Source organism: Shewanella morhuae (genome assembly GCF_900156405.1).
GTDB classification, from domain to species: domain Bacteria; phylum Pseudomonadota; class Gammaproteobacteria; order Enterobacterales; family Shewanellaceae; genus Shewanella; species Shewanella morhuae.
Window position 1 is genome coordinate 275,151 of record NZ_FTNN01000004.1, and the last position, 23,613, is coordinate 298,763.

Below are 23,613 nucleotides of genomic sequence, written 5' to 3' on the forward strand. Positions count from 1 at the left end.
TTTCAACATTTTAAAAAAACAATAGTTAAGGAACTTATTCTAACTATTGCTTATCGAAGTTGGTACTGATTACGTTTTCTCGTATTACACTTAATACGTGTTTTAGTCTGCATCCTAACGTGTTGTCGTAATGATTTTCTTTAGAACACTAAAATGGTTCAAGGAAATCCCTAAGTATCAATGCTTTTATGAATATAAGAGCCCGAAGTAAGCTGCTCTTATTGGTTAGTATAAACTGGTTAAAATTTAGGTAAATAATATGCAAAATCCGCACATTCTGATCGTTGAAGACGAAGCCGTTACCCGTAATACGCTGAGAAGTATTTTCGAGGCAGAAGGGTATGTGGTAACAGAGGCCAATGATGGCGCAGAAATGCATAAGGCTATGCAAGAGAACAAAATTAACTTAGTTGTTATGGACATTAACTTACCAGGTAAAAACGGCCTATTGTTAGCGCGTGAACTACGCGAAATCAACAATATAGGTCTAATTTTCCTGACTGGTCGTGATAACGAAGTCGACAAAATCCTTGGACTTGAAATTGGCGCGGACGATTATATTACCAAGCCGTTCAATCCACGTGAATTGACGATTCGTGCTCGCAATCTTCTGACTCGCGTCAACAGCGCTGGCGCTGAAGTAGAAGAGAAGAGCTCAGTAGAATACTATCGCTTCAATGATTGGAGCTTAGAGATCAACAGCCGTTCGTTAGTCAGCCCACAGGGTGAATCTTACAAACTGCCACGTAGCGAATTCCGCGCTATGCTGCACTTTGTTGAGAACCCAGGCAAAATTCTGACCCGTGCTGATCTACTGATGAAAATGACTGGCCGTGAGCTTAAGCCACACGACCGTACCGTTGACGTGACGATTCGTCGTATCCGTAAGCATTTTGAAAGCTTGCCGGATACGCCAGAAATCATCGCGACTATTCACGGTGAAGGCTATCGTTTCTGCGGTAACTTAGAAGCTTAATCGCCTCTAAACGACAAGAAACAACTGTCGATTCGATAAGAATCGACTCATAAAAAAACCAGATCCTAGGATCTGGTTTTTTTATAGCTGTTTTTTAGTACAACTATTTCGTGTTTTTCAGCTGCCTATCGAGAAAGTCAGCCAGTGAATGATATAAATGATTACGCACTTTCTCGCCGCGCATTGAATGTTTAGATCCCGGATAATCGATCATCTGGAATAATTTCCCTTCATCCTGTAGCGCTTTATAAACCCGAGTGCTGTTTTCAAACAACACGTTATCATCAGCCATACCGTGATACATCAATAGACCCGCTTGATAGTTTTTCACGTAGGGGAACACGCTACTGGCTTCATATCCCTCTTCATTACTATCGGGATGAGCTAAATAACGCTCAGTATAATGGGTATCATACAAGCGCCAGTCGGTCACTGGTGCGCCCGAAATCGCCGCTTTAAAGTAATCTGGCGCCTTAAATAAACTCATCAACGCCATATAACCACCATAACTGTGGCCGTAAATCGCCACATTGTCGGCATCAACAAAAGCTAGACTACGTAAATAGTCCACACCCACTTTTTGATCGTTCACTTCAGCTTCGCCTAAATGACGGTAAATCACTTGCTCAAACCGAGTACCTCTATGGGCGCTGCCACGGTTATCTAATTGAAATACCACATAACCTTGCTGCACTAAGTATTGCGTAAAGTAGTCCTGCTCGCTCCAACTGTTAGTGACTAATTGTGCGTGTGGCCCACCGTAAACCCGTACTACAACAGGGTATTTCTTACTCGCGTCAAAGGGAATCGGTTTAAATAAACGGGTTTGCAGCATTTGGCCATCTTCGGCTTTGAGCTCAGCAAATTCAGGGATTTGCCACAGCCCCGCATAGTTATACAAAGGGTGGCCTTGCTTAACGGCATTTTGCTCAACCCATGCTAGTTGTTGCCCTTTATCACCGTGTAAGCTAATTTGCGGAGGTTGGGATAAGCTATTGAAATAATCTAGATAGACACTTTGATTATCGGCAAAAACCGGATCATGCATCCCCGCTTGCGTGCTGACGCGCTCAACTTTTCCGCCCGCTAAAGGTACACGATAAAGCTGTTTCTCGATTGGCGTATCTTTACGCCCCGTGAAATACACCCAGCCTGCGGTTTCATCTATGTATTCGAGCTCATCAACTGCCCACTCGCCTTTAGTCAATTGCGTTTTGAGCTGACCTTTTAAATCAAACAAATACAAATGATTAAAGCCGTCGCGTTCCGACGCCCAAATAAAAGCTGCTTGCTGCTTTAAAAAATGCAGATCATTATTGAGATTAACCCAAGCGTCACTGCGCTCTTTAACTAAGGTTTTCGGCTTAGTCAAAGCATCTAAAGCTACTAGCTGTAAATCTAATTTATGTTGGTCGCGGCTCTGCCACTGAAACGACAAATGCCTGCTATCGGGCAGCCAATTAACGCGCGGCAGATAAATGTCTTTGCTGTTATCTTCGCTATTCTGTTCGCGCAGGGTCACCCAATTAATGGCTTTATCCTTTAACGTGACCACAGCTAAGGTAATCTCGACGTTAGTTTTACCAGCATAGGGATAACGCTGCTCGGTGAGCTTAATGCCGTCGGCATAAATTTCGTTACGCGTCACTTGCTCAACGCCGGACTCATCGATACGGGTGAAGGCGATGGCCGATTCATCGGGCGCCCACCAGTAACCCGTCATGCGATCCATTTCTTCTTGAGCAACAAACTCAGCCATCGCATTTTTAATCGCCCCACCGCCATCGGTTGTCATAGCTTGGAGTTTTTTACTTGCCAGATCTAACACATACAGATTTTGATCGCGCACAAAAGAAACAAAGTTGCCCTTAGGTGACAGCCGTGCGTCAGTAGCAAAACCTTCACCAATCGGTAATTGAGTCACGCTGTTGTCAACGAGGGAAAAGTAATACAGATTGCCAGAAGCGGGAATTAATAATGCTTTACTATCATCGGCCCAAAAGTACTCCATAATGCCTTCGCCATAAATGCGTTGACGCTCGCGGCGCGCTTTTTCTTCATCGGATAATTCATTGATAGCAAGTTTATCGGCACTTAATAGCAAACTCGATTCACCGGTTTTGACCTCCATTTGCCATAAGTCGTAAAAATTTTGGTTATCTTTACGACCAGCAAGATAGGTAACGCGCTGACCGTCGGGTGACAATTTTAAGCCCCGAGGGCTACTGCCCGCTAATGCAGGCGATGCATTCATGCGCTTAATCGTCAGTGGTTGTTTACCGCCTTCTATAGCAAAAGCGGGCGTCAGAGTTGAAATCAAAGTGGTTGAAGCGATTGCAGTTGAAACCATAGCGACCTGAGTAGTTATTCGTAGAGGAGCGCTTAACTTAAACGCTTGCTTGAAGGACCAAGTTAATCCATTTTTAGTCATTATTATTCCTTGGATACATAATCGCCTAACAAGGTAGCGATTAAAAACAAGCCGACATTGTGCCAGAGGCCACCTCAAAATAGAAATAGCATATAACAGCACTGAAATTGTTGACTAACTGAGTTATCATTCGCGGCAAATAACGAAATTGACCTCATTGTTGAACCTCTAAAGGACATAACATGCAGACTCTGACCCAGCACCTGACCTCACAGGCAGTGAACGACTCCCTCTCTCAGTTAATTTTAACCTTAGCCGACACCTCAAAAGCCATTAGCCACGCCGTTCGTCATGGTGCACTTGCGGGCGTTTTAGGTGCAACTGAGCAAGAAAACGTCCAAGGTGAAACCCAGAAAAAACTGGATATCATCACTAACGACATGCTCAAAGATGCCTTAAAAGCTGACGGTACAGTACGTGGTTTAGCGTCGGAAGAAGAAGATCATGTGGTTGAAGTGAGCAAAGGTGGTCAGTATTTAGTCTGTTTCGATCCGCTAGATGGTTCATCTAATATCGATATTAACTCGTTAGTCGGCACGATATTCTCTGTCCTGCCCGCCCCTGCTGGCGAACTAACTGAAACCAGCTTTTTACAATCTGGCCGCGCGCAATTAGCCGCAGGTTATGTACTTTATGGCCCATCGACCATGTTGGCATTAACCACAGGTCAGGGCGTGCAACTGTTTACATTGCACCCAGAAACCAATGAGTTTTTACTGACTGACGCCGCCATGAGCATTAGCCCTGATACCGCCGAGTTTGCCATTAACATGTCAAATCAACGTTTTTGGGAAGCGCCAATGCAAACCTATATTGCCGATTTACTGCTCGGCAAAATTGGCCCTCGCGAAAAGTCATTCAACATGCGCTGGATTGCCGCCATGGTCGGCGACGTGCACCGCGTACTATCACGCGGTGGTATTTTCACTTACCCCACCGACAATAAAGACGCTAAAAAACCGTACAAACTGCGCTTAATGTACGAAGCCAATCCCATGGCCTTCTTAGTTGAACAAGCAGGCGGTAAAGCCTCAACGGGTTATGAAACCATTTTAGACATTATCCCAACACAAATTCACCAACGTGTAGCCGTTATCCTCGGCAGCAGCAATGAAGTCGACGCTTGCCTGAGCTATCATGGTTTAGACTACAGTGAAGAGCCAAACCTGGACTAAGCCGAATCGCTTAGATTCTGATTTTTAGGATAAAAGCCACTGACCACAGTGGCTTTTTTGTTGTCGCGTAATGCGACATTTTGAGTTGTGATTGCGAAATCAGGGATCTGTAAAGTTTTAGCGATGGGTTTCACATTCGGAGTTTATGCGGCCTAACGGCCGAGGTGAATCAAAGTCGTGGGTCTTCAACCCACACCCGACCAAGGGGGGATCAACAGCAATTCCCTCTTGGATCTCCCTTGCCGCCCCTAGCGAAGTTACATGCATTGGTTAGTGGCTTCGTGCTTATTCGAAAATCGCTAACGCTTCCGATGGTACATCCTGTACCCCGAAAGCTAAATCGGCATCCATGCCTCGCTCACGCGATTTACTTCAACGCCCTTCAGCAACTTCGCAGGGGAAGGTGAACTTCTGTAGCCTCGATGTTGACTGTTAATCCACAGAGACTCATTCCGGTCCAATATTTCGATACATTATGATGCATTTTTGTGACATTCTAAGGATAAAGTTGCGCCACATTTATTTATGATGGCTTGGTATGTCAAATTTATAGAGGGATTTATGAATAAAATAATTAAGCTCAATGATGGCTTGGATGTCGAAATTGAAATTGATGAAACACAGGCCAGACAGATTTCATTCGAGAATAAAATAAATACATCAATAGAAGATATTGGTATTTTTTTATCTAAAGTTATAAATCCAATTTCAAACACTTATAAAGAATTAAATAAATCTGTGAATATTTCAGAAACTAAAGTTATTATTGGGATAAAGTTTGGCATAGAAGGTGGTTTCATTTTAGCTAAAAGTACAGCTGAAGCACACATTCAAGTTGAAATGGTGATGAGGAAATCACATGAATAACTCCGTACTAGAAATAACTAATAGAAAAGGAAGTGCTTTAGGTACTGGATTTGTGATAAAACTGGATGATAATGGTGTATTTATAGCTACATGTGGCCATGTTGTAAACAGCTGCAGTGATGAAATATTAGTAAATGAAAAACCATCAGAAATTATATGCAATAAATATGGAGATGGGCTTGACTTGGCTATCCTATACGTAAAAGGCTTGAAATTACAACCTTTTAATTTAGCTTTAGCAGGTAATACACAGGCCAAAGTCATTGGTTACTCTAAAATTATTGGAATTAATAAAAAAGAGACAATACCCAACATATCCGTAAAAAAAGATATTGAAATAAACTATATAAAATCAATAAAGCTATATCCTCCAGAGAATATTTGTGAAGGTTATAGTGGTTCCCCTGTAATTTGTGAACTAACAAATAACGTCATTGGCATTGTAAACATTAAATCAGGACAAGAAAATTATGCCATAAGCTCTGAGCATTTAGCAGAACTTGTAAGTGTCACTTTACACTCAGCCTGTGAAAGCAAAAAAATCAGACTTAAAACTCAACTCAGTGAGGTGCAAAAGGGGATCATAAAGTCAAAGCTCAAAGAAAAATTCGATAATGCTTTAGCGTCATTTTCTACAAAAAAAGACATATGGGTAACACCAAATGTAGATAGAAACTCTGAAGAAAAATCAGGCGAAAGTGATAAGTTTGATGTTTTATCTTTAATTAAAAATCCAAATTCAGTTGTGATAAAATCTAGACAGCAGTACGGTGCAACCTCTCTAGCACACTACCTTATTAAAGAAGCTTGGAGTAATGAAAACCCATCATTATGGCTTTATTTAGACGCAAGCACTTTAAAACCAAACAAAAAAGAAATAGAAAAAGAAATTAACAAAACAATTGATAATTTTGAATTAACTATTGAAGATATTGAATGCGTGATATTGGATGAGTTTTCATCTTCACTGAAAAATGGGAATAAAATACTCAATGAAGTAAACGATATTTTTCATAACAAACCAATAATACTCATGTATTCAATGGATGATAATCCATTGTTTGAAGAAAAAGTTCTGTTCCCAAGAAAATTTACCCCCCTCTATCTATGGTCTCTTGACCGAAAAGGAGTTAGAACACTAGTTACGAACTACAATTCTAATGGAGCAGTTGGAGATGATTCAAGAGTCTTAAATAAAGTTGTTAGTGATTTAGAGGCATTAAATATACCAAGAACACCACAAAACTGTTTAACTATATTAAAAATATCAGAACGTGATTTTGATGACAGCCCAGTAAACAGAGCTGAAATGATCGGTCGTGTATTGCACTTACTCTTTAATATTGATGACATACCACATTACAAAACAAGACCTGATTTAAAAGACACTGAGTTTACATTAGGATTCTTTTGTGAAAAAATAATTAGAAGTAGAAAAATATTTTTCACAAGAAACTATTTCATTGATGAACTAACTAACTTCTGCAGTGATAACGAAATAGATCTTGAAGTCAATATTATTTTTGACATCTTGTTTCAAAACAACATCATAACCTTTAGAAATGAAGGTTTTTGCTTTAAATTCACTTATTGGGTATATTATTTTTCAGCACACAGAATGTTGCATGACAATGATTTCTCTGATTACATCTTAAATAATCTAAATTATGTTAATTATCCGGAAATAATTGAATTTTACACAGGAATAGACAGAAGAAGAAATGATGCTCTAACCATTATATTCAATGATCTAAACACTATAGAGAGAATTGTAAACAAGAAGTGCAACTTACCTGAAGACTTTGACATTTACCAATTTGCAAAATGGCTTCCAAATGAAAGTCAATTAGAAAGAATAGAAAAGGAAGTTTCAGAAAGTGTTGCGGCATCTAGTTTACCAGAAGAAGTTAAGGATGAATATGCTGACAGAAGTTATAATAGATTAACACCTTTAACTCAAAATTTGACTCACATTCTCGAAGAGTATTCTCTTCTTAGGTTGATGCAATCAATCAAAGCTGCGTCTTTAGCTTTAAGAAATAGCGACTTTGCAGATACAAAACTTAAGCATCAATTATTAGACGCAGTTTTACAGGGAATAAAACAACTGACAAATGTTTTAGTTGCTTTATCTCCCATCCTAGCAAGTAATAACTATGCGAAAGTTGAAGGAGCACATTTCCAGCTCTGCGGTACATTTAGTGAGAAGTTAGATGTAAAACTTAATGAAATCATAAGCTGCCTACCTTCAAATATGATTGACTGGTATGTTGACGAGTTATTTACAAAAAAGATGGGAACACTTGCAAATAATAGATCATCCCAAGAAAAAGATAATTACAAAATACACATTATAAATCTTATGCTAATTGCAAAAAGACCAAAAAACTGGGAAGAAACAATTGCAAAATATATATTATCCGTTGACAAAAATTCATTTTATCTATTAGACACAATTAACTCATTAAAAGCTGAATATAAATACAGTTATACTTCCGAAGCAAATCTTTATAAGATTGGAAATTTAATAAAACTATGCGCAGGAAAACATCGCCTTATACTTAAAAAACCCAGTGTTGAAAAAGCAAAAAGCTTATCTGACAACTTTCTCCCCAAGAGACATGTTTAGTTAATGCGGACGTAGAAAATCATAATATCTATCATGCTAAATTAGCGAAAGATAGCGCAGGCGCTACTCGTTTTAGATTAACAGCCAACACCGAGGCTACAGAAGTTCACCCTACCATCGGAGTTGCCGCGGGGCATTTGCGTTCGTTGCGTGAGCGAGGCATGGATGCCGAGATAGCGTCAGTCGAATCAGGGACGAGCGTCTGACGTGATAGCATAAGGACGCTAAATGCCCAAGGGGCTTTCAACTCCGTTGGGGGCGTCTTGGAGAATCCAAGGAGGATAGGACGAGCAGTCCTCCTTGGTCGGGTGTGGGGTGAAGCCCCACGACTTTGACTTACCTCGGACGTAAGGCCGCAATTGCTAACATACTCACAGCGATAACCTTGCCAATTCAACACCAAACAAACCAGCACTATTATCGGGTGTGGGGTGAAGCCCCTTGATTCACCTCGGCCGTAAGGCCACAAAGCCAAAAGCTACGTAGCAAGTGCGAAATGTGGCGCAAAGAAAGTCACGACAGGTACAAACTCCAAAGCACAAATCTGCCACAGCAGCCGCAAGGCCTGCGTGAGTGACCATGGCTGGGCTTACACATTTTATAAATCAAGAGGGCCAACGCCCCGCAGCAAGGTCGGCGGGGATTGGTATTGCGTGGCATTAGTGGTGGATTTAGATCAGAAAGATCTACCTATCTGGTTTGTCGCCTTTCTATTCAGCGAATTAAACCTGCAGCTTTACTGACATTGTTTACTTTACTTTCAGTTGATTGTTTACTGAATGCACACCTGAGGTTGCTGCAGTAACCAGTTTAGCCTGGTCTTTTTGAGCTTGGGTGTCTACCTTACCGGAGAGCATGACATCGCCCTTGCGAGTTTCTATCTGAATATCAAAATCTTTTAACTGCGCATCGGCCATCAGCGCGGTATTAACTGCGGTGGTTATTTTCACATCATCACCAGTGCCATCCTCGGTTGTCACGGTTAAATCCGGTGAACCGCTTTGAGCATTAACATCTCCACGGTCACAGCCGCTAAGCAACAGACTACCAGCTAGCACTATACCAGCAGTTACGAACGTAAGTTTTAGTGTTTGCATTATAAGCTCCTTCACACTGCAAAAAGTGCAGGGTAATAACCATAATGCAATAACGATAGCTCTGGCTCTGTGCGCTGACAGACATACCAAGTTATGGGGTGACATTAAGTAAGCGGTAAGTACAGCGTAGTCGTGCGACAAATGAGAGCTCCATAATAGATGGCATTTCATCCCCTCTGCTATTGTATAATGGCGAACCGAAAGTGCATTATGCTATTGTTTTAGCTTAAATGATTCGATTGACTTCTACTGTATCTTATATAAAGGGTTAAATTTTTGATGGAAAAAATATTTGAAAGGCTAATGTATGCATCGCGCTGGATTATGGCGCCGATTTATTTGGGATTAAGCCTCGTCTTATTAGGTTTAGGCATTAAATTCTTTCAAGAAATCTTTCATGTTTTGCCTATCATTTTTGAGATGCGCGAAGTGGACTTAGTGCTAGTCACGCTGTCACTGATTGATATCACGCTTGTGGGCGGGCTTATTGTGATGGTGATGTTTTCTGGCTATGAGAATTTCGTCTCACAATTAGATGTAGGTGAAGATAGCGAAAAATTAAGCTGGCTTGGCAAACTGGATTCCGGCTCGCTGAAAAACAAAGTCGCTGCCTCTATTGTGGCTATTTCGTCCATTCATTTGCTCAAAATATTTATGAATGTTGAGAACATTTCCAATGACAAGATTATGTGGTACTTGCTGATCCATATCACTTTTGTCTTATCTGCCTTTGCTATGGGATATTTAGATAAAATAACCCGTAAATAAGTACGCTAGATGGGTGCACCTGTAAGATTATGAATTTCAGAGTGAAAAAAGACGGACTGCGGGGAAAATATAAGCTCCAATCCCCCGCGTTATATCTAGACATTATCCCATTTAAGTAAGAGCCCCGTTCAGAGCTATTCCTTCAGACTTAGCCGCGGCAGGTTTTACCACTGCCGCGGCTAAATTAACACAAAATGGTATTCCATAATCAGTCTGGTGCCGGGGTCGAAGGCGGGAATACTCTCGCCATCATCTCACTCCCGCATAGATATTGATGCCAAGCCTTAGCTCGGCATCAATATCTATGGTTATCAACATCTATGGTTATCTACCGCTTATAACCTAAAGCCACTCAGTGACTTTTTCATATCACTAGCCATGTTCCGTAGTTGATGGCTGGCAGTCGATAGTTCTGAAGATTTTGCATTGGTGTTTTCCACCGCCTGCGCAATATTCTCCATATTTTGATTAATCGTACCCGACACAACGGCCAGTTGTTCTGTGGCGCTGGCCAATTGATCGTTGACATCGGTAATGCTCGACACGGCAGTGTTAATGCGGGTTAGCGCCTCGCTGGCCTGCTGAGAACAGACTATAGTTTGCTCCGTTTCGGTTCGACTTTGCGCCATCGATTGCACGGCGTTGGCAGAGTCTTGCTGAATGCCTTGAATACGCCTATTGATATCCTGAGTTGACGCCTGAGAGCGGCTAGCAAGGGTACGCACTTCATCGGCCACAACAGCAAATCCGCGCCCCATTTCTCCAGCACGCGCCGCTTCTATCGCCGCATTTAATGCCAATAGATTGGTCTGCTCCGCAATCGCACCGATAACATCGGTGACCGCACCAATTTCATCGCCACGTTTAGACAACTGCCCTATCACATCAGAGACTTGCTCCAGTTTTATTTTAAGCGCATCAATGGCCGTTATCGTTTGGCCTACGGATGTCACGCCGTTTTTGGCTTCAGTGTCAGCATCTCTGGTCGCTTTAGCGGCCAGAGTCGCGCTGCGAGCCATATCCTCACAAGTCGAGGTCATTTCATTGACCGCGGTAGCTACTTGAGCAGTTTGGTCCATCACACTTTGTAAAATATGCTGCGTCTGTTGGCTGGTGTCCTCAAGTACCTCTGATTGCTTGACCAATTGCTCAGCCATTGCCGATTGCTGGCCGATAATACTGCGCAACTGGCTGATAAGGCCACTTAATGCCGCCAACAAGCTGTCATTATCACCCGGCTTTAACCCAAAGTTCACTGAGAAATCACCCGCCGCAACCTGCTGCACCAGTGCTTTGGTTGTCGCCAGTTCCCCACCTAGTGCCTGCAATAACCAGCGGCGGATATACAAAGACACACCAACTGTCAGGGCCATAATAACCACGACGACCAACCCAACTCGCATAGCGACTTCCCAGAAGGCCGCTTTAACATCATCAATATAAATTCCAGAACCGAGCACCCAGCCCCATTTGTCATCTTTTGCCACATAGGACAACTTGGTATAACGCTCCTGCGTCACTCCCCCACCTTTTAAGGGTTTAGGCCATTGGTACTCAACAAAACCATCGCCATAACGGTCGATAACGTCAACAAAACTGACAAACAAGTTGGCGTTGCTCAGTGTTTGTTGTTGGCTGCCATCACGGTTACGCATTAAGGTCGCGTGATGAAAGTTGGGTTTGTCCAGTACAGTGCCGTCTAAAGTGGATACTGTTGGATGCATAACCATTTTGGGGATAGGCCGACCGGTATCGTTAATCCAAATATATTCAGTACCATCATAACGAATGGCCTTAATGGTCGACATGGCCTGCTGCTGCGCTTGCTCAGTGCTTAATGCACCGCTTTGCTCCAGTGTCTGATAATGTTTAACGATACTCAGGCTGCTATCAATAATCGCCACAACGCGATCTTCCCTCCCCTTAGTCAAACTCTGGTTAAGTGCGTTTAGCTCCATGATGCCCAGCACCACGAAACCCAGCAATGCCAGTAACGGAATGCTGAGTAATCGCCCCCCTACTGTCTGCCAAAATCCAGTCATGGTGCCCCCTAATTTTTCAAATGATTCAAGGTTATAAACCAGTATGGTTTAAGTTACATTTATTTAACCACTTTTAATTTGATAAAAATACTCCATGCATCTGACTCAGCTTGGAAATATCGGATTTTTAGGCACGATAAAGGCCGTATTGAAACATTAGAACCAAACAAGCTCACCTTAAGCACAAGATTCACCCTCATCATAAAAGCCAAAGACAGCTAAATAAATCCATACAACCTTCAATTCCCCTAACAAAAAAGCCACTGATATCAGTGGCTTTTTGCATATCATTTTATAGCGTATAAATGAGTGGCGTTAGCTCTTCGCTAACTCAAGCTGATGCACTTTCTCGGTTTGATCCACTATGGTCAACACCGCAGTATCACCGACCACGTTACAGGATGTCAGCACCATATCGATAATACGATCCAGCGCTGCCACAATGGCAAAGGCTTCTATCGGTAAACCCATTTGATGGATTAACACACCTATCATCACCATACCGCCACCGGGCACACCGCCCGCCCCAACGGATAATAAAAAGATACTAAACAGCAGCGAAGGCAATTGCTCAGTGGTTATTGGCATACCAAAGGCGTTGGCGACAAAGAAAATCGCGACTGTGATATAAATCGCCACACCGCCCATGTTCATGGTCGCACCCAGCGGCACACCAAAACCAGCAACAGCACGGTTCACGCCTAACTTGTCCGTTAAAGTACGCATAGTCACAGGAATAGTCGCATTTGAGCTTGCGGTCGAGAGTGAAAATAACACTTGCTCTTGGGTCTTCTCGCGGAAGGTTTTGGCTGAAATGGGAGTAAAGAATCCCACAGCCATAGGATAAACCACAAAAATCCACAGTAGCAGCAGCGCGAGGATCAGCACCATATACTCAACCACACTCATAAACACGCCAGCATCTAAGGTCGCGCCGAGTTTAAACATCAGGGCAAATACACCATAGGGCGCAAGATTCATCACCACAGAAATCAGCTTCATCATAATTTTGTTAGCGGTTTGAAAGCCTTGTATCGCGCCAGCAACATGCTCACCGAGTGACTTAATCACGCCACCAAGCATGAGCGCCATAAAGATCACTTGCAGCATATTGCCCGACATAAAGGCTGCCACAGGATTACGCGGGACGATATCAATCACCAATGCCATTAAGTTTGGTAGCTCAGTTGCGGTAATCGCCACGCCCTCAGTGCTGCCCATGTCCACACCCTTTCCGGGTTCAAGTAATAACACCAGCAATAACGCAGTCGCGATAGCGACCACTGTATTAATAATATAAAAACCAAAGGTTTTACCGCCTAAGCGGCCAAAACTTTTAAGGTCTTGTAGCTCGCACACGCCACAAACAATACTCACAAACACTAATGGCACCACCAGCATCATGATCATATTAACGAACATAGTGCCAACGCCGTCGGCAAGCTCGACTAAATTATTCGAGAATAGGCCGATATCGTTTAAAAAATACTGCACTATAGTGCCGAAAATAAGGCCCGCAAACAGACCAATAAAGATCCGCGTCGAAAGTGATTTCATCATGTTTGTGGTTTCCGCAAAGATGTTATATCTAGTGATTCATTGTCCATAATGAGCGCAATGGCCAATCCATTTTTGGCCTAGGCGGGGGATAGTGAAACATGCTGCAGGTTAATTCAATGAGTTTATTTCATTTTTTAATGTTCAATAAAACTGCAAATATCACGTTAATTTTGCATGCCACTGATAATTAAAGCTAATTAAAATACAAAAATAATACGCCAGCCGTCAGCACACTTATTTAAGATATTTTTAACAACAAAGTATTGTCAAAAAAAGATCAAATTAAACATCTAAACAACTAAAAGATAATCGACCTAAGATTTAATGACTAATTTATCGACTATAAAAGCATTAAACGCTATTAAAGCGATGAATAAGTAGAGGGATGAAATAAATATGGGCTAAATATATGGCACTAACACTAATTCAAGCTCGTGAGCCAGCAGGTGTTGCTGTTTGATGCTGAGCCGATGTTGACTGATCCAACAAGCAAATTTCTGCCAATTATGTAAATCAGCATGCTGTAAATACTTAGCCTGTTTAGCTTGCTTGTCGAAATCACTGCTCGAATTAATTTGTGCTATCGCTAATAACTGCGCTGGTGCACTCAGCGCAAGTTGCGGCACAACACAATGCGTCACACCCGTTAATGTGTGCGCAATTTGCAGCCCTGCTGGATCAAAGTCAGTAAAAGCGATAATCGGGGTTTTGCCTGCCATTACCTGCAAGAAATGTTGCACCCCAATCGGTGAATGATGACCGCTACCACGGTAAACAACCATGAGGTTGGTTAAATCTGCGGGTAAACGTGCTTGCTGAATAACATCAAACACATCTAAGTTTTCAACCACTAAAATGGCCGAGACCTTAAGTGTACGACAATAATCTTGTGCTTCATCGATAGGCACCCGCAGCGAGGTTAAGGCGGATATAGCAAGTGGCGGTGATGTAAAACCCAGAAATTTGAGCAACAGGTATTCTGCTTCTGGGCGAATATTAGCGAGTTTTTCATCGTGACTTTTGGCGGACATCGTCATACGGTCAACATTGAAATCCAATTCCCGTAAATCAAGCCCCATTAGCGCTAAAACGCCTTGCCTTAACAGTTCAAAATCACGCGGTGCGAAGCACAAATGCTTTTCAGACTCATCTAACTCGCCCACTTCTAACTCGCGGTAAATCGCGCGCCAGTTAGCCGTAAGCTTAACCTTGGGAGCGCGCTTAATAAAAGCGCTCTCCAATAACTGCAACTGTTGCTGGCCTAGGCGAGCCATAATTCCACATCACGAATGATAAAGTTACCGTTATAAATCGGATGCGGTTCGCCTAATGGCTCAAGCTCAAAATAGGCTTTGTGCTCATCGGGCAAGCCCTCATAACCCCCAATCACTTGGTAAATCCAGCTTTCAGCATTCCAAGGCAGCGCTTTATCTGCCAAATATTCCAGCGCAGATTGGCGCAGGCCAGACTCAATCACATCGACAAAATACTCATCGACCGCTTGTTTGAGCGGATTATCCGGCACATCAAAATCTTCACTTTGAGTGAGTGACACGGGCGCATCGCGCTCACGCACCGCAGCGACCACAGGATGACGGCTAATGGCTTTAATGTGCGCCACTATACCCATTAGCTCCAGCTCTTGGCTGGCGTTGTGTACGTCTACCGCAGCTGGAGCGAGCAAAGCTTCAGCGCGATTAAAAAGACTCGGAATTTCCTTGTGCGACACATGGTCTGCAGGACGATAATCTGGATGCAAATCGGTATAGAGTAACCAGCCTTTTAGCAAACGAGTACGGCCACGAATTTGCCTGAAACGGCCTAAAAGCTCCAGTAATCGCCCCTGAACTACGCTGAGCTCTTGGGCGCAGTCGCTCATGGTTTCCTGCAAGGTGGTCACTATCAGCTTACGTAACTCACGGATATCACCCGCGATTTCGCCCAACTCACTAAACTGGAACATCTCTAAGCCATTCAGTAATTCAGACACTTGGCTTTGGGCGAGTTCGTTTTCACGGATTTTTGCGTTAATAGTGCCAACATAACCGAACTCGTTATTAATGCGACCCCACAATACTCGAATCGAATAACGCAGGCTGTCGGCAAAGCTGTAGACATGCTCACTCAAATCCGACAAATAGGCCTCGGCGGCGCTGTAGTCTGAGCTATGGCGCGCCTCTTTATAGTGGTCAGCCAAGGTTTTAATGGTGGCTAAGGCCGAGCCGACGTTAGAGTCGATTTGGCGATTACGCTCATCACTCAAGCCTTCTTCGAGCAAGGCGCGCACAGAACGCTTAAGGCGCAGTTCTTGATCTGGCTCTGGGCGCCACAAAATGCCCGCCTGTTTAAGTTTTTCAACCACACTCGGGTCGTGCGCATCCTCATTTAAGGAACCCGCCAAATAGGTGTCCATAATGATGTCAGCATGGCGACCTAACTGCTTGAGTAGCTTTACACCTGCTTGATGTAAGTTACTGCTCATCATGGCCTCCTTGGTCACAGCTTTTACCTAGGTTTAACAGTGCCAACATTATATTAGATCCCGCTGGGTTGCCGTTTCTGCCTGCGCTTCTAGGCTTAAACCTTCGGTTTCATCAATAAAGCGAATCACTTCATACAGATAATCAAGCTTACCCGTGGCGATATAGATTTGCTTCTCGACGTTCGGTCGCACTAAATAACCCAGTTCGACCAAGCGTTTAAAGACTAATTTGATTTGCGCATCGCTATTGGAGCTTGTCGAGCCAAATAGACGATATTGGCTCAGTTTGGCTAACTGTTCGCGAAACGCCGGCGTATCTTCGATACGGCTTTGCAACTCAGTTAAGCGCACGGGTGCACCTTCGTTTAGCGGCGCATCTTGACCACTGGCCTCTTGCACTAATACTAACCATTCCACCAGCGGGATAAGTGACTGACAAATATCTTTAAACTGCGATGAAATAACTTTGCGTTCACTATCGCCCAATTGCAGATAGCCACAAAAAAACACATCACCTTCGGCGGCAGACGCCACGGTACGATTGATCTGGTTTAAATAGGCTTCGACCCGCTCACGGGTGCTGTTATTTTTAAGGGCGCGCCAGCCTTCTTCATTAGTAGTGCGGCAAATAAATTCGCCCTTGAGTAACAATTCAATTAACGCGCCGGTGCCGACTAATACGGTTTGGGTTGACTGATCCATGAGTGCGCTCATTAGATGGCCTCCTTCGACAGACGCTTATTCAACATATCCGCAATCGGATTGGCTTTGGGCTTCACCACCTGCAACTTCTTAGTTTGTTTGTTGATAATATAACGGTTGGCGAACAAGTTCAGCACCTCAGACTCAGGGTTCGGGAAGGCGCCCAGCACACAAATATTGTTGTTTTCGCAGGCATCGAAAATCTTCTTCACGTTGGTATGGTGCAAGGTGCCCAGCTCATCAATCGGCCAGTGAATGGTCACATCGGCGCGTCCACGTAATAAGCGAGTGAAAGCCAATAAGAACTTACACAAAATCAGATACGCCATACCGTGGCTTGAGGATTCGTTAAGTTGTCTGTCGGTGCGGATGATTAAGTCGCTGTTACCTTCTTTAAGGCGCAGCTCAATTTCCAATAACTTAGAGATACCACCCGTTAGCGCAGCGCGGCCGATAATGTCTAAGGCGCGGCGCATGCTGTTGGTGTAATCCTCATCTGGCAGGCCATTAAAACCATCGGCTTTCCAATGTTTAAAGGCTTTGACGAACTGTTCAAGCTCGGGCCAAAACTCTAACTCACTAATGCGTGAGCGAATACGTACCGCCGATTCAGACACGCCATCGAGGAATAACTCTTCGCCGACTTCACGGGTAATACGCGCACTTTGTGATGCAATGCGGCGGTCAATATCGGCTAATACATCATAAAACGCCGTTAAGTCGACGCCGAAAATTCGGCCTTGCTCACGTAGCGCAGTAATCGATTGCGGCACAATCACGTTCAGCAATTGCTCAAGCTGTGGTACTAACTTACGGTAATCTAGCAAACGAATACCTTTGTCGTTAATAAAGCTCGATTCTTCGCGGGCACGCTCCCAAGTCTCAGCTAAACCAGAACCCGATTTACTGGCGATAACGGAGTCAAAATGCTCCACATATTGCTTAACCGACCCCATTAAATAATCGCGCTTTAGTAGTAAATCCTCACCTTGGCGCAAACGCTCACCTAGGCTGCCTTGGGCCTCTTCGTTATTATTGGGTAGCTTAAGCTCGGCGAGTTTTCGCATCACTGCACGTAACTTGGTTAAGTTTTCAGAGGCGTCAACCTGCGCCATATCCGAGGCTTTACGTTCGGTTTCTAGCTGTTGGCGGCGGGTTTTAACCTCTTGAGTTTTCGCCTTAAGCTGTTGATCGATTTCCGATACTGCGCGTTTCACATCACTCAGCTGAGTTTGCAATTTAGGTTTGCGCATAAGCCAAGTGTGTTGATACCAATCGTCAAAGCGCAGTACGTCGCTACGACGCTGCTCTGCGTTGCTAATTTTGGCCTCTAATTCGCGAATTTGTTGCTTGAGCTTGAGGATATCGCCCTCATCCACTCCACGGGATTTAAGCTCGTTTTTGTACCAGGTTTCACAGGCTTTAAGTTCAGCTTTAGCACTTTCACGGCGCCCTTCTATGGTCGCTTTAATTTGGCCGAGTTGATTATCGAGCGCGCCGATGACTTCCTGCCAATAGGCGTTTTTCTCCATGCGCGCTTCAAGCGCTTGCTCTTTTTGCTCTTCAAGCCAAAGTTCGTGTTGATGCTTAAGCTGTTTTAGCTCGCCATCGAGTTGGATAAGCCTTTGTCCTGCATGGGCTTTACGCTCACTTAATGCTTTATTAATTTTTTCTTGTTCACTGCGTTTTTCATCAAATAGGCGGCGCAGATCGTCACGGCTATTTTTGTAGGCAGTGCGGGCAAAGGTAAGCTCACGGCTTAAATTATCCAGCTCGCCATTAATGGCTACTAGCTGCGATTCAGCTTCGATTTGCAATTCTTGGGCGCTAGTGTGGGCTTCTTCAGCTTTGCTTAACCGGATACGCAGCTCTTGCTCGGACGCCGCATACTCAGGCACATCGATGGCTTTGAGATCTAAATGTACCCCAAAGAAAGCCTCGCTCGATTCAGTCACTAAGCTTGGATGTAAATCAGTACGATGCAGTAATTCAGGCGCAATCACTTTACCTAAACTTTGCTCCCAACCTTGGGCTTCTTTACGCAAAAATTCGAGTAAAGTGTGGGATTGCGGAAACAGCATGTGGTGCAGTTCATCGAGCGCTGTTTGGCGCTCATTCACCCTTAAGGTGGCAATACGCAGGGCTTCGTTAGCTTGGTCGCGTTTAGCTCGCACTTTACGTTCGTCGCTGCTTAAGCGCTCGACCTTAGCATTACAGCTTTCTTGCTCTTCATCAGCGCGATGAATACGCTCATCAAAAATGGCTAGGCTTAACTTTTCTTCTTCGGTATAGGTCACGCCATCAACACGTAATTTAAGCTCGGCGGCATTGAGTTTAAATTGGAATTCTTGTTCGCTAAAGCTGGCCTTGCCCGCATCCATTTGGCTGCGCCATTGCGCCTCTAAAGCATCAATATCGGTGCGCGCGACTTCACGCTGCTTATCACGGGCTTCACGCTGCTTGTCTTGGTCGCTATGCAAACCTTCTAGCTCGCGGTTTAACTGCTCGCCAATTTTACCGCGACGGGCATTGTAGGCCGCCTCAATATCTTGGTGCTTTTCGGTTTGCAGCTTATGGCGCTCACTTAGGTTTTCAACATCAGTGCGCCAGTTTGGCAGCATCTCTAAGTCGGCCTTAGCTTGCTCTATATTGGCATCTAAAAAGGCACTGTGCTGATCTTCAATCGCATCGAGTTCATATTCACACTTGGCCACATCACCCTTAGCGGCAGATAAATCGAGGTTGAGCTCATCGCGCTGCTCTTTCCATTCATCGTCTAACAAGCGCAGTTTTAAATTCAGTTCTTTAGATAAGGTTTGTTGAATATCTTGGCGGTCGGCTTCTAAGGTTTCGTCATTACGATAACCGCGCGACAGACTAGATAAACGCAGCTCGGCGCTAAGCAGTTGATTAAATTCTTGCTCGAGCTTTTCAAACTCAGGGCGAATCACTTCAAAGCCCTGGATAAGTTGGCTTTCACGGATCCACGCCTCAACACGCTGCGGATTTAAGCGCGAGCTGGGCGGATTAACGCCGTCTTCTTCTAAAATAGCGGCGATCATCGATTTGACCGTCTCCATCTTGCCCTCTTTGGAGTGCACCGCTTTAGCGAGTTTTTCGATGTGACGCAGGGAATGTTCGCCTTCACACAGGGCAAATTGGCGCGCATAGCCGCGCAGCTCGCTGCGGTTGCTGCCCGTACTTAATAACGTGCGATCGTTTTGGATAATGGCGCGATATTCGCGGGTATTGAGCAAATTAGTGGTGGCGATGTTGGCACGTTTTAAGTCTCGGCCTAGTTCCGCCATGGTATGGCATAAAATAGTGTCGCCGTTTTGCGATTTAATATAATCGCTTAGCTCAAAACCTTTAGCGATAAAACGGTAGTTAACGCCCTTACCATCACCCGCCGAGGCCAGCACGGCTTGGTACAGTAAACCATCGGCCTTTTGATATTCATAAATGATGTAGCTTGAATCGTGTGGCAAGTACCAACGCTCGAAACTGTCGCGGGTCGAAGGCACCACGCGGCTTGGGTATTCGCCATAAAAAACCGGCACTAAGCGTTGCAGCGTAGTTTTACCCGAGGCGTTAGTCCCACAAATATTGGTATGGCCATTGAGGGCGAGTTCCACAACGCCCGGAAGGTGCGTATCAATTAGCACAATACGAATCAAGCTTGCCATTTTATTCCTTATCCAAACGGGATAAGTCTTATCTATACGTAAAAATAAGACTATCCAACAGGGCCACTATGCTTGGCCTTAAAAATCGTGCCCCTAAAATAAGGCAATCGCGGTGTATTGGCAATTCAGCGGCGCACCGCTAATGCCTTGGCTCACATATATACCCAAGCTATCTGAAAATATAAGTTTCAGTATTTTAAGGTAGCTTGGGTATAACGATGCCAATGATACGATAACTTAGCAAAAATACGCGGCTAACAAAGCGGCAATTAGCGCAGTAAAAGGTAAATTTTAACGAATTTATTCCAGCGGTAGCCGCTCAGCGATACGACCGTAGATCAACATCATTTCTGCCAACGATGCCACTTGCATGCCTTTCATCAAATTAGCGCGGTGAATTTCAACCGTGCGCATGGCAATACAGAGGTTATCGGCAATTTCTTGGTTTTTAAGCCCTTGGGCTATCAACTTGAGTATCTCCCGCTCCCTTGGCGTTAGCGCTTGATAAGTTTCGAGATATTGATTGTCTTGATAATGCGTTTTGGCATGCTCGAGTGCTTTAACTACCGCTTCGGCTAACTTAGCACCGTCGGCCGGTTTTTGGAAAAAATCTACCGCGCCTAATTTAAGGGCTTCAACCGCCATTGGCACATCGCCATGGCCAGTAAGATAAATGACCGCTAAGGGACTATTTTTAGCGATAAGTTCAGCGTGCAGCTGGGAACCACTCAAGCCCGGCATGCGCACATCGACTAACGCGCAGCCTGGCTGCGTTAAGTCTACTGCGGAAAAAAAAGCTTCGGCGCTATCAAAATCTATAATATTAAGGCCGTAACTTTCGAGCATAAAACGCAATGAACGGCGCACAGAATCATCGTCATCAATTAAATACACGGGTAATTCAAGGCTCATCACAACACTCCATCGGCTTTACGGGGTAAAGATACTTGTACTTGGCAACCGCCATTAACGGCGCTATCTAACTTAAAATGACCACTATGGCTGTCAACAATATCGCGGCAAATGACCAGTCCTAAACCTAATCCCTCTAATTTAGTCGAGTAAAATGCCTGCATTAACTGACTGGCCTCTGAGCTTAACCCTACGCCATTGTCAGTAATGCTCAGCAATATTTGGCTCTGTTGGTAATCAAGCTCAATATCGATTGTGGGTGTATAGCGTTGCTGCTGAGTCGCACTATCTTGGCCAGTGCCTTGAGCTTCACTTTGCATTAACTCCCGTTGTTGCACGCAGGCATCGGCAGCATTTTTTAATAAATTAAGTAATAACTGCTGCATACCAACTTCATCAAGGGGCTGTAAATAGGGCGTACCCGTGATATGGATGCCAATGTTGATCTGGTGTCGTTCAAACTCATAGGCCAATAGTGGCGTAGTGTCTTGGATAAGTTCATGTAAAAAGCACGGCACTTTAGAGATAGGTCGCTTCTTCATTAAATTACGTAAGCGGCTGATAATACTGTCAGCTCGCGTGACTTCCTGCTGAATAAGCGTCAACACCGATTGCAGTTCCTCTGGCGTGCTGCCCCGCTGTAAACGTACTTCGGCGCCGTGACAATAATGGCCAATTGCCGCCAAAGGTTGATTGAGCTCATGGGAGAGGCTGGCACCTAGCTCGCCAACAATCGCAATTCGTTGGGCGTGCTCCAATAACATGCGGTTTTCACTGAGTTGACGCTGGGTATTAAGTAGCTCTCGACCCCGACGACTAAAACGGTATTCCAACCAAAAATGATACACATTGAGCAGCACCAAAATACCCAGTACAAACCAAGCCCATTGTTGATGAGACTTTACCCACAGCCATGCATTGTGCCACCAAGGTGTTTGTAAAGGGTGCATGTCGAGATCTTTAAGCAACTGATCGATCGCCAATTGGCTTACCGCTGTCGTCCAACCAGCTGAATCAGCGGCCTTAGCGGCTAAATGATCTTCAGGGAGGGCCAATAACGCCTGCGTGACACTTTTGGCTAAAGATTGCGAGGCACGATTGGTTTTCGCCATAGACCAGTTTGGATACAAACGAGTCGAGACTTGGCAATGAAACCCCGCGGGGGCCTGATTATCCAGCACCCGATAATCCGCTATGTCTATTAGGCCTTCGCGCTGCATTTGCTCAAGCTGACACACTGGCACCACAACGGCATCTAACGTATCAGCTTGTGACACTTGATGATGAGTATTCAGATCAAGATCAGAATCAAGAGTCGAATCGGGATTAGCGCTAATACTGGAGCTAACATCAGGGCTAGTATCAGTAGTTGCTTGTTCAACATTGGGGGCAATATTAGGTGATGCATGGGCAGTAAAGCGGCGGCCACCGAGCTGATAGAGTAAGTTATCTAACGGAAAGCCTAATGGCACGATATCGCCCACAAAACGCGGTAAATCAATGCCTTTTAATTGAGCTTCATACACTAAGGTTAAGTAACCGCCAAAGGCACTGGTCGACACAATACCCAACCTGCGCCCCTTTAAGTCACTTAACGTGTGATAGGCAGAATCGGCCCGTACAACCAGTGCTGAGCCCACTTGCATCGCCGCGCCATGATTAAGCGGACTGCGCAGCGTTGCCAGCCAAGACAGAGAATATTGCCGCGCCAATAATACCGATTGTCCGGGGTTGGTGATGACAAAATCCAGCTCTTGGGTTTCAACGCCCTTAGCCAATTCATCTAAGGATAACGGGTGTAACCTAAAGTAACTGTTAGGAATTTGTGTTTCAAGCCAACGCATTAGGGGTTGCCAACGCGTAATTGTCGCCTTATAGCCCCGTATCGCCAACACGCCCACATCTACCACTGCATAAGATTCATTATTAGACTGAACGATAAGCTCATTATTAGGCTGTTCGCTAGGCTCGGCGACTACAGAACCCTTTGCGACAAGTAGCGTTGGGGTGGCAGATACCGACGGTTCAGTGTGATCTTGTGGTTTTGCCATCGCATCGCCAGTAAATAAGACACTCTGCAAGGCTAAAACCGCTATCGAGCAAAACGCATAAAACCCGTATTGGGCAAGTAGATCCCACCTTGGGAGACGATGCATTATGTGGTTTTTTATGGCCGATAATGGGCTGCAATACAATCTAAAATACACTCCCTCACATCCTTTAAAATACAGTTTGAGTTCACACTTAATGGCCATTCTAACGGATTTTTATTGCGCTAGATCAAGT

General features: G+C 44.4%; 15 protein-coding genes. 5 read left to right on the plus strand and 10 right to left on the minus strand.

All coding sequences use genetic code 11. From position 1 onward, the window contains the following. Positions 1 to 259 precede the first annotated feature (259 nt). Entirely contained in the window at positions 260 to 976 is a 717-nt protein-coding gene (gene arcA / locus BW947_RS07155; protein ID WP_076497949.1) for a two-component system response regulator ArcA, read from the plus strand. Between the two features lie 103 nt (positions 977 to 1,079). Here the strand turns inward: arcA and BW947_RS07160 are convergent, their stop codons facing one another. Further along, positions 1,080 to 3,407 carry a S9 family peptidase gene (locus BW947_RS07160; protein ID WP_076497951.1) on the minus strand — a complete coding sequence of 776 codons (2,328 nt, stop codon included), beginning with the start codon at positions 3,405 to 3,407 and terminating at the stop codon, positions 1,080 to 1,082. Positions 3,408 to 3,589: 182 nt separating this feature from the next. Between BW947_RS07160 and BW947_RS07165 the strand changes: the two genes are divergently transcribed. The 3 genes from BW947_RS07165 (at position 3,590) to BW947_RS07175 (ending at position 8,078) form a co-directional block, all read left to right on the plus strand. Further along, a complete protein-coding gene (locus BW947_RS07165; protein ID WP_076497953.1) occupies positions 3,590 to 4,582 on the plus strand; it encodes a class 1 fructose-bisphosphatase in 993 nt (330 codons plus the stop codon). 561 nt (positions 4,583 to 5,143) lie between these two features. Further along, positions 5,144 to 5,449 (plus strand): CU044_2847 family protein, encoded by a 306-nt coding sequence (locus BW947_RS07170; RefSeq protein ID WP_143562216.1) that lies wholly within the window; start codon positions 5,144 to 5,146, stop codon positions 5,447 to 5,449. Further along, positions 5,442 to 8,078 (plus strand): S1 family peptidase, encoded by a 2,637-nt coding sequence (locus BW947_RS07175; protein WP_076497957.1) that lies wholly within the window; start codon positions 5,442 to 5,444, stop codon positions 8,076 to 8,078. The genes BW947_RS07170 and BW947_RS07175 overlap by 8 nt, the downstream gene beginning before the upstream one ends. 749 nt (positions 8,079 to 8,827) lie before the next feature. Here the strand turns inward: BW947_RS07175 and BW947_RS07180 are convergent. Next, positions 8,828 to 9,175, minus strand: a complete 348-nt coding sequence (locus BW947_RS07180; protein WP_014609828.1) for a BON domain-containing protein — start codon at positions 9,173 to 9,175, stop codon at positions 8,828 to 8,830. Between the two features lie 279 nt (positions 9,176 to 9,454). On the opposite strand from BW947_RS07180, the gene BW947_RS07185 reads away from it, so the two are divergent. Continuing rightward, positions 9,455 to 9,943, plus strand: a complete 489-nt coding sequence (locus BW947_RS07185) for a TIGR00645 family protein (RefSeq protein WP_011790746.1) — start codon at positions 9,455 to 9,457, stop codon at positions 9,941 to 9,943. 335 nt (positions 9,944 to 10,278) lie between these two features. Here the strand turns inward: BW947_RS07185 and BW947_RS07190 are convergent, their stop codons facing one another. The 8 genes from BW947_RS07190 to BW947_RS07225 all read right to left on the minus strand — a co-directional run bounded on the left by BW947_RS07190 (position 10,279) and on the right by BW947_RS07225 (position 23,378). Then, positions 10,279 to 11,985 (minus strand): methyl-accepting chemotaxis protein, encoded by a 1,707-nt coding sequence (locus tag BW947_RS07190; RefSeq protein ID WP_076497959.1) that lies wholly within the window; start codon positions 11,983 to 11,985, stop codon positions 10,279 to 10,281. Between the two features lie 315 nt (positions 11,986 to 12,300). Further along, positions 12,301 to 13,545, minus strand: a complete 1,245-nt coding sequence (locus BW947_RS07195; protein ID WP_076497961.1) for a dicarboxylate/amino acid:cation symporter — start codon at positions 13,543 to 13,545, stop codon at positions 12,301 to 12,303. Between the two features lie 401 nt (positions 13,546 to 13,946). Then, positions 13,947 to 14,819: a DUF7281 domain-containing protein gene (locus BW947_RS07200; RefSeq protein WP_076497963.1), complete on the minus strand. Its 873-nt coding sequence runs from the start codon at positions 14,817 to 14,819 to the stop codon at positions 13,947 to 13,949. Continuing rightward, a complete protein-coding gene (locus BW947_RS07205; RefSeq protein ID WP_076497965.1) occupies positions 14,807 to 16,027 on the minus strand; it encodes a phosphoenolpyruvate carboxylase in 1,221 nt (406 codons plus the stop codon). Before BW947_RS07205 ends, BW947_RS07200 begins: the two co-directional genes overlap by 13 nt. A gap of 48 nt (positions 16,028 to 16,075) precedes the next feature. Beyond that, positions 16,076 to 16,729, minus strand: a complete 654-nt coding sequence (locus tag BW947_RS07210; RefSeq protein WP_076498052.1) for a hypothetical protein — start codon at positions 16,727 to 16,729, stop codon at positions 16,076 to 16,078. Between the two features lie 11 nt (positions 16,730 to 16,740). After that, complete coding sequence (locus tag BW947_RS07215) at positions 16,741 to 20,415, minus strand: ATP-binding protein (RefSeq protein ID WP_076497967.1); 3,675 nt, start codon at positions 20,413 to 20,415, stop codon at positions 16,741 to 16,743. A gap of 300 nt (positions 20,416 to 20,715) precedes the next feature. After that, positions 20,716 to 21,327 (minus strand): response regulator transcription factor, encoded by a 612-nt coding sequence (locus BW947_RS07220; RefSeq protein WP_076497969.1) that lies wholly within the window; start codon positions 21,325 to 21,327, stop codon positions 20,716 to 20,718. Next, a complete protein-coding gene (locus BW947_RS07225) occupies positions 21,327 to 23,378 on the minus strand; it encodes a sensor histidine kinase (RefSeq protein WP_083948154.1) in 2,052 nt (683 codons plus the stop codon). The genes BW947_RS07220 and BW947_RS07225 overlap by 1 nt, the downstream gene beginning before the upstream one ends. Between the last annotated feature and the right edge of the window lie 235 nt (positions 23,379 to 23,613).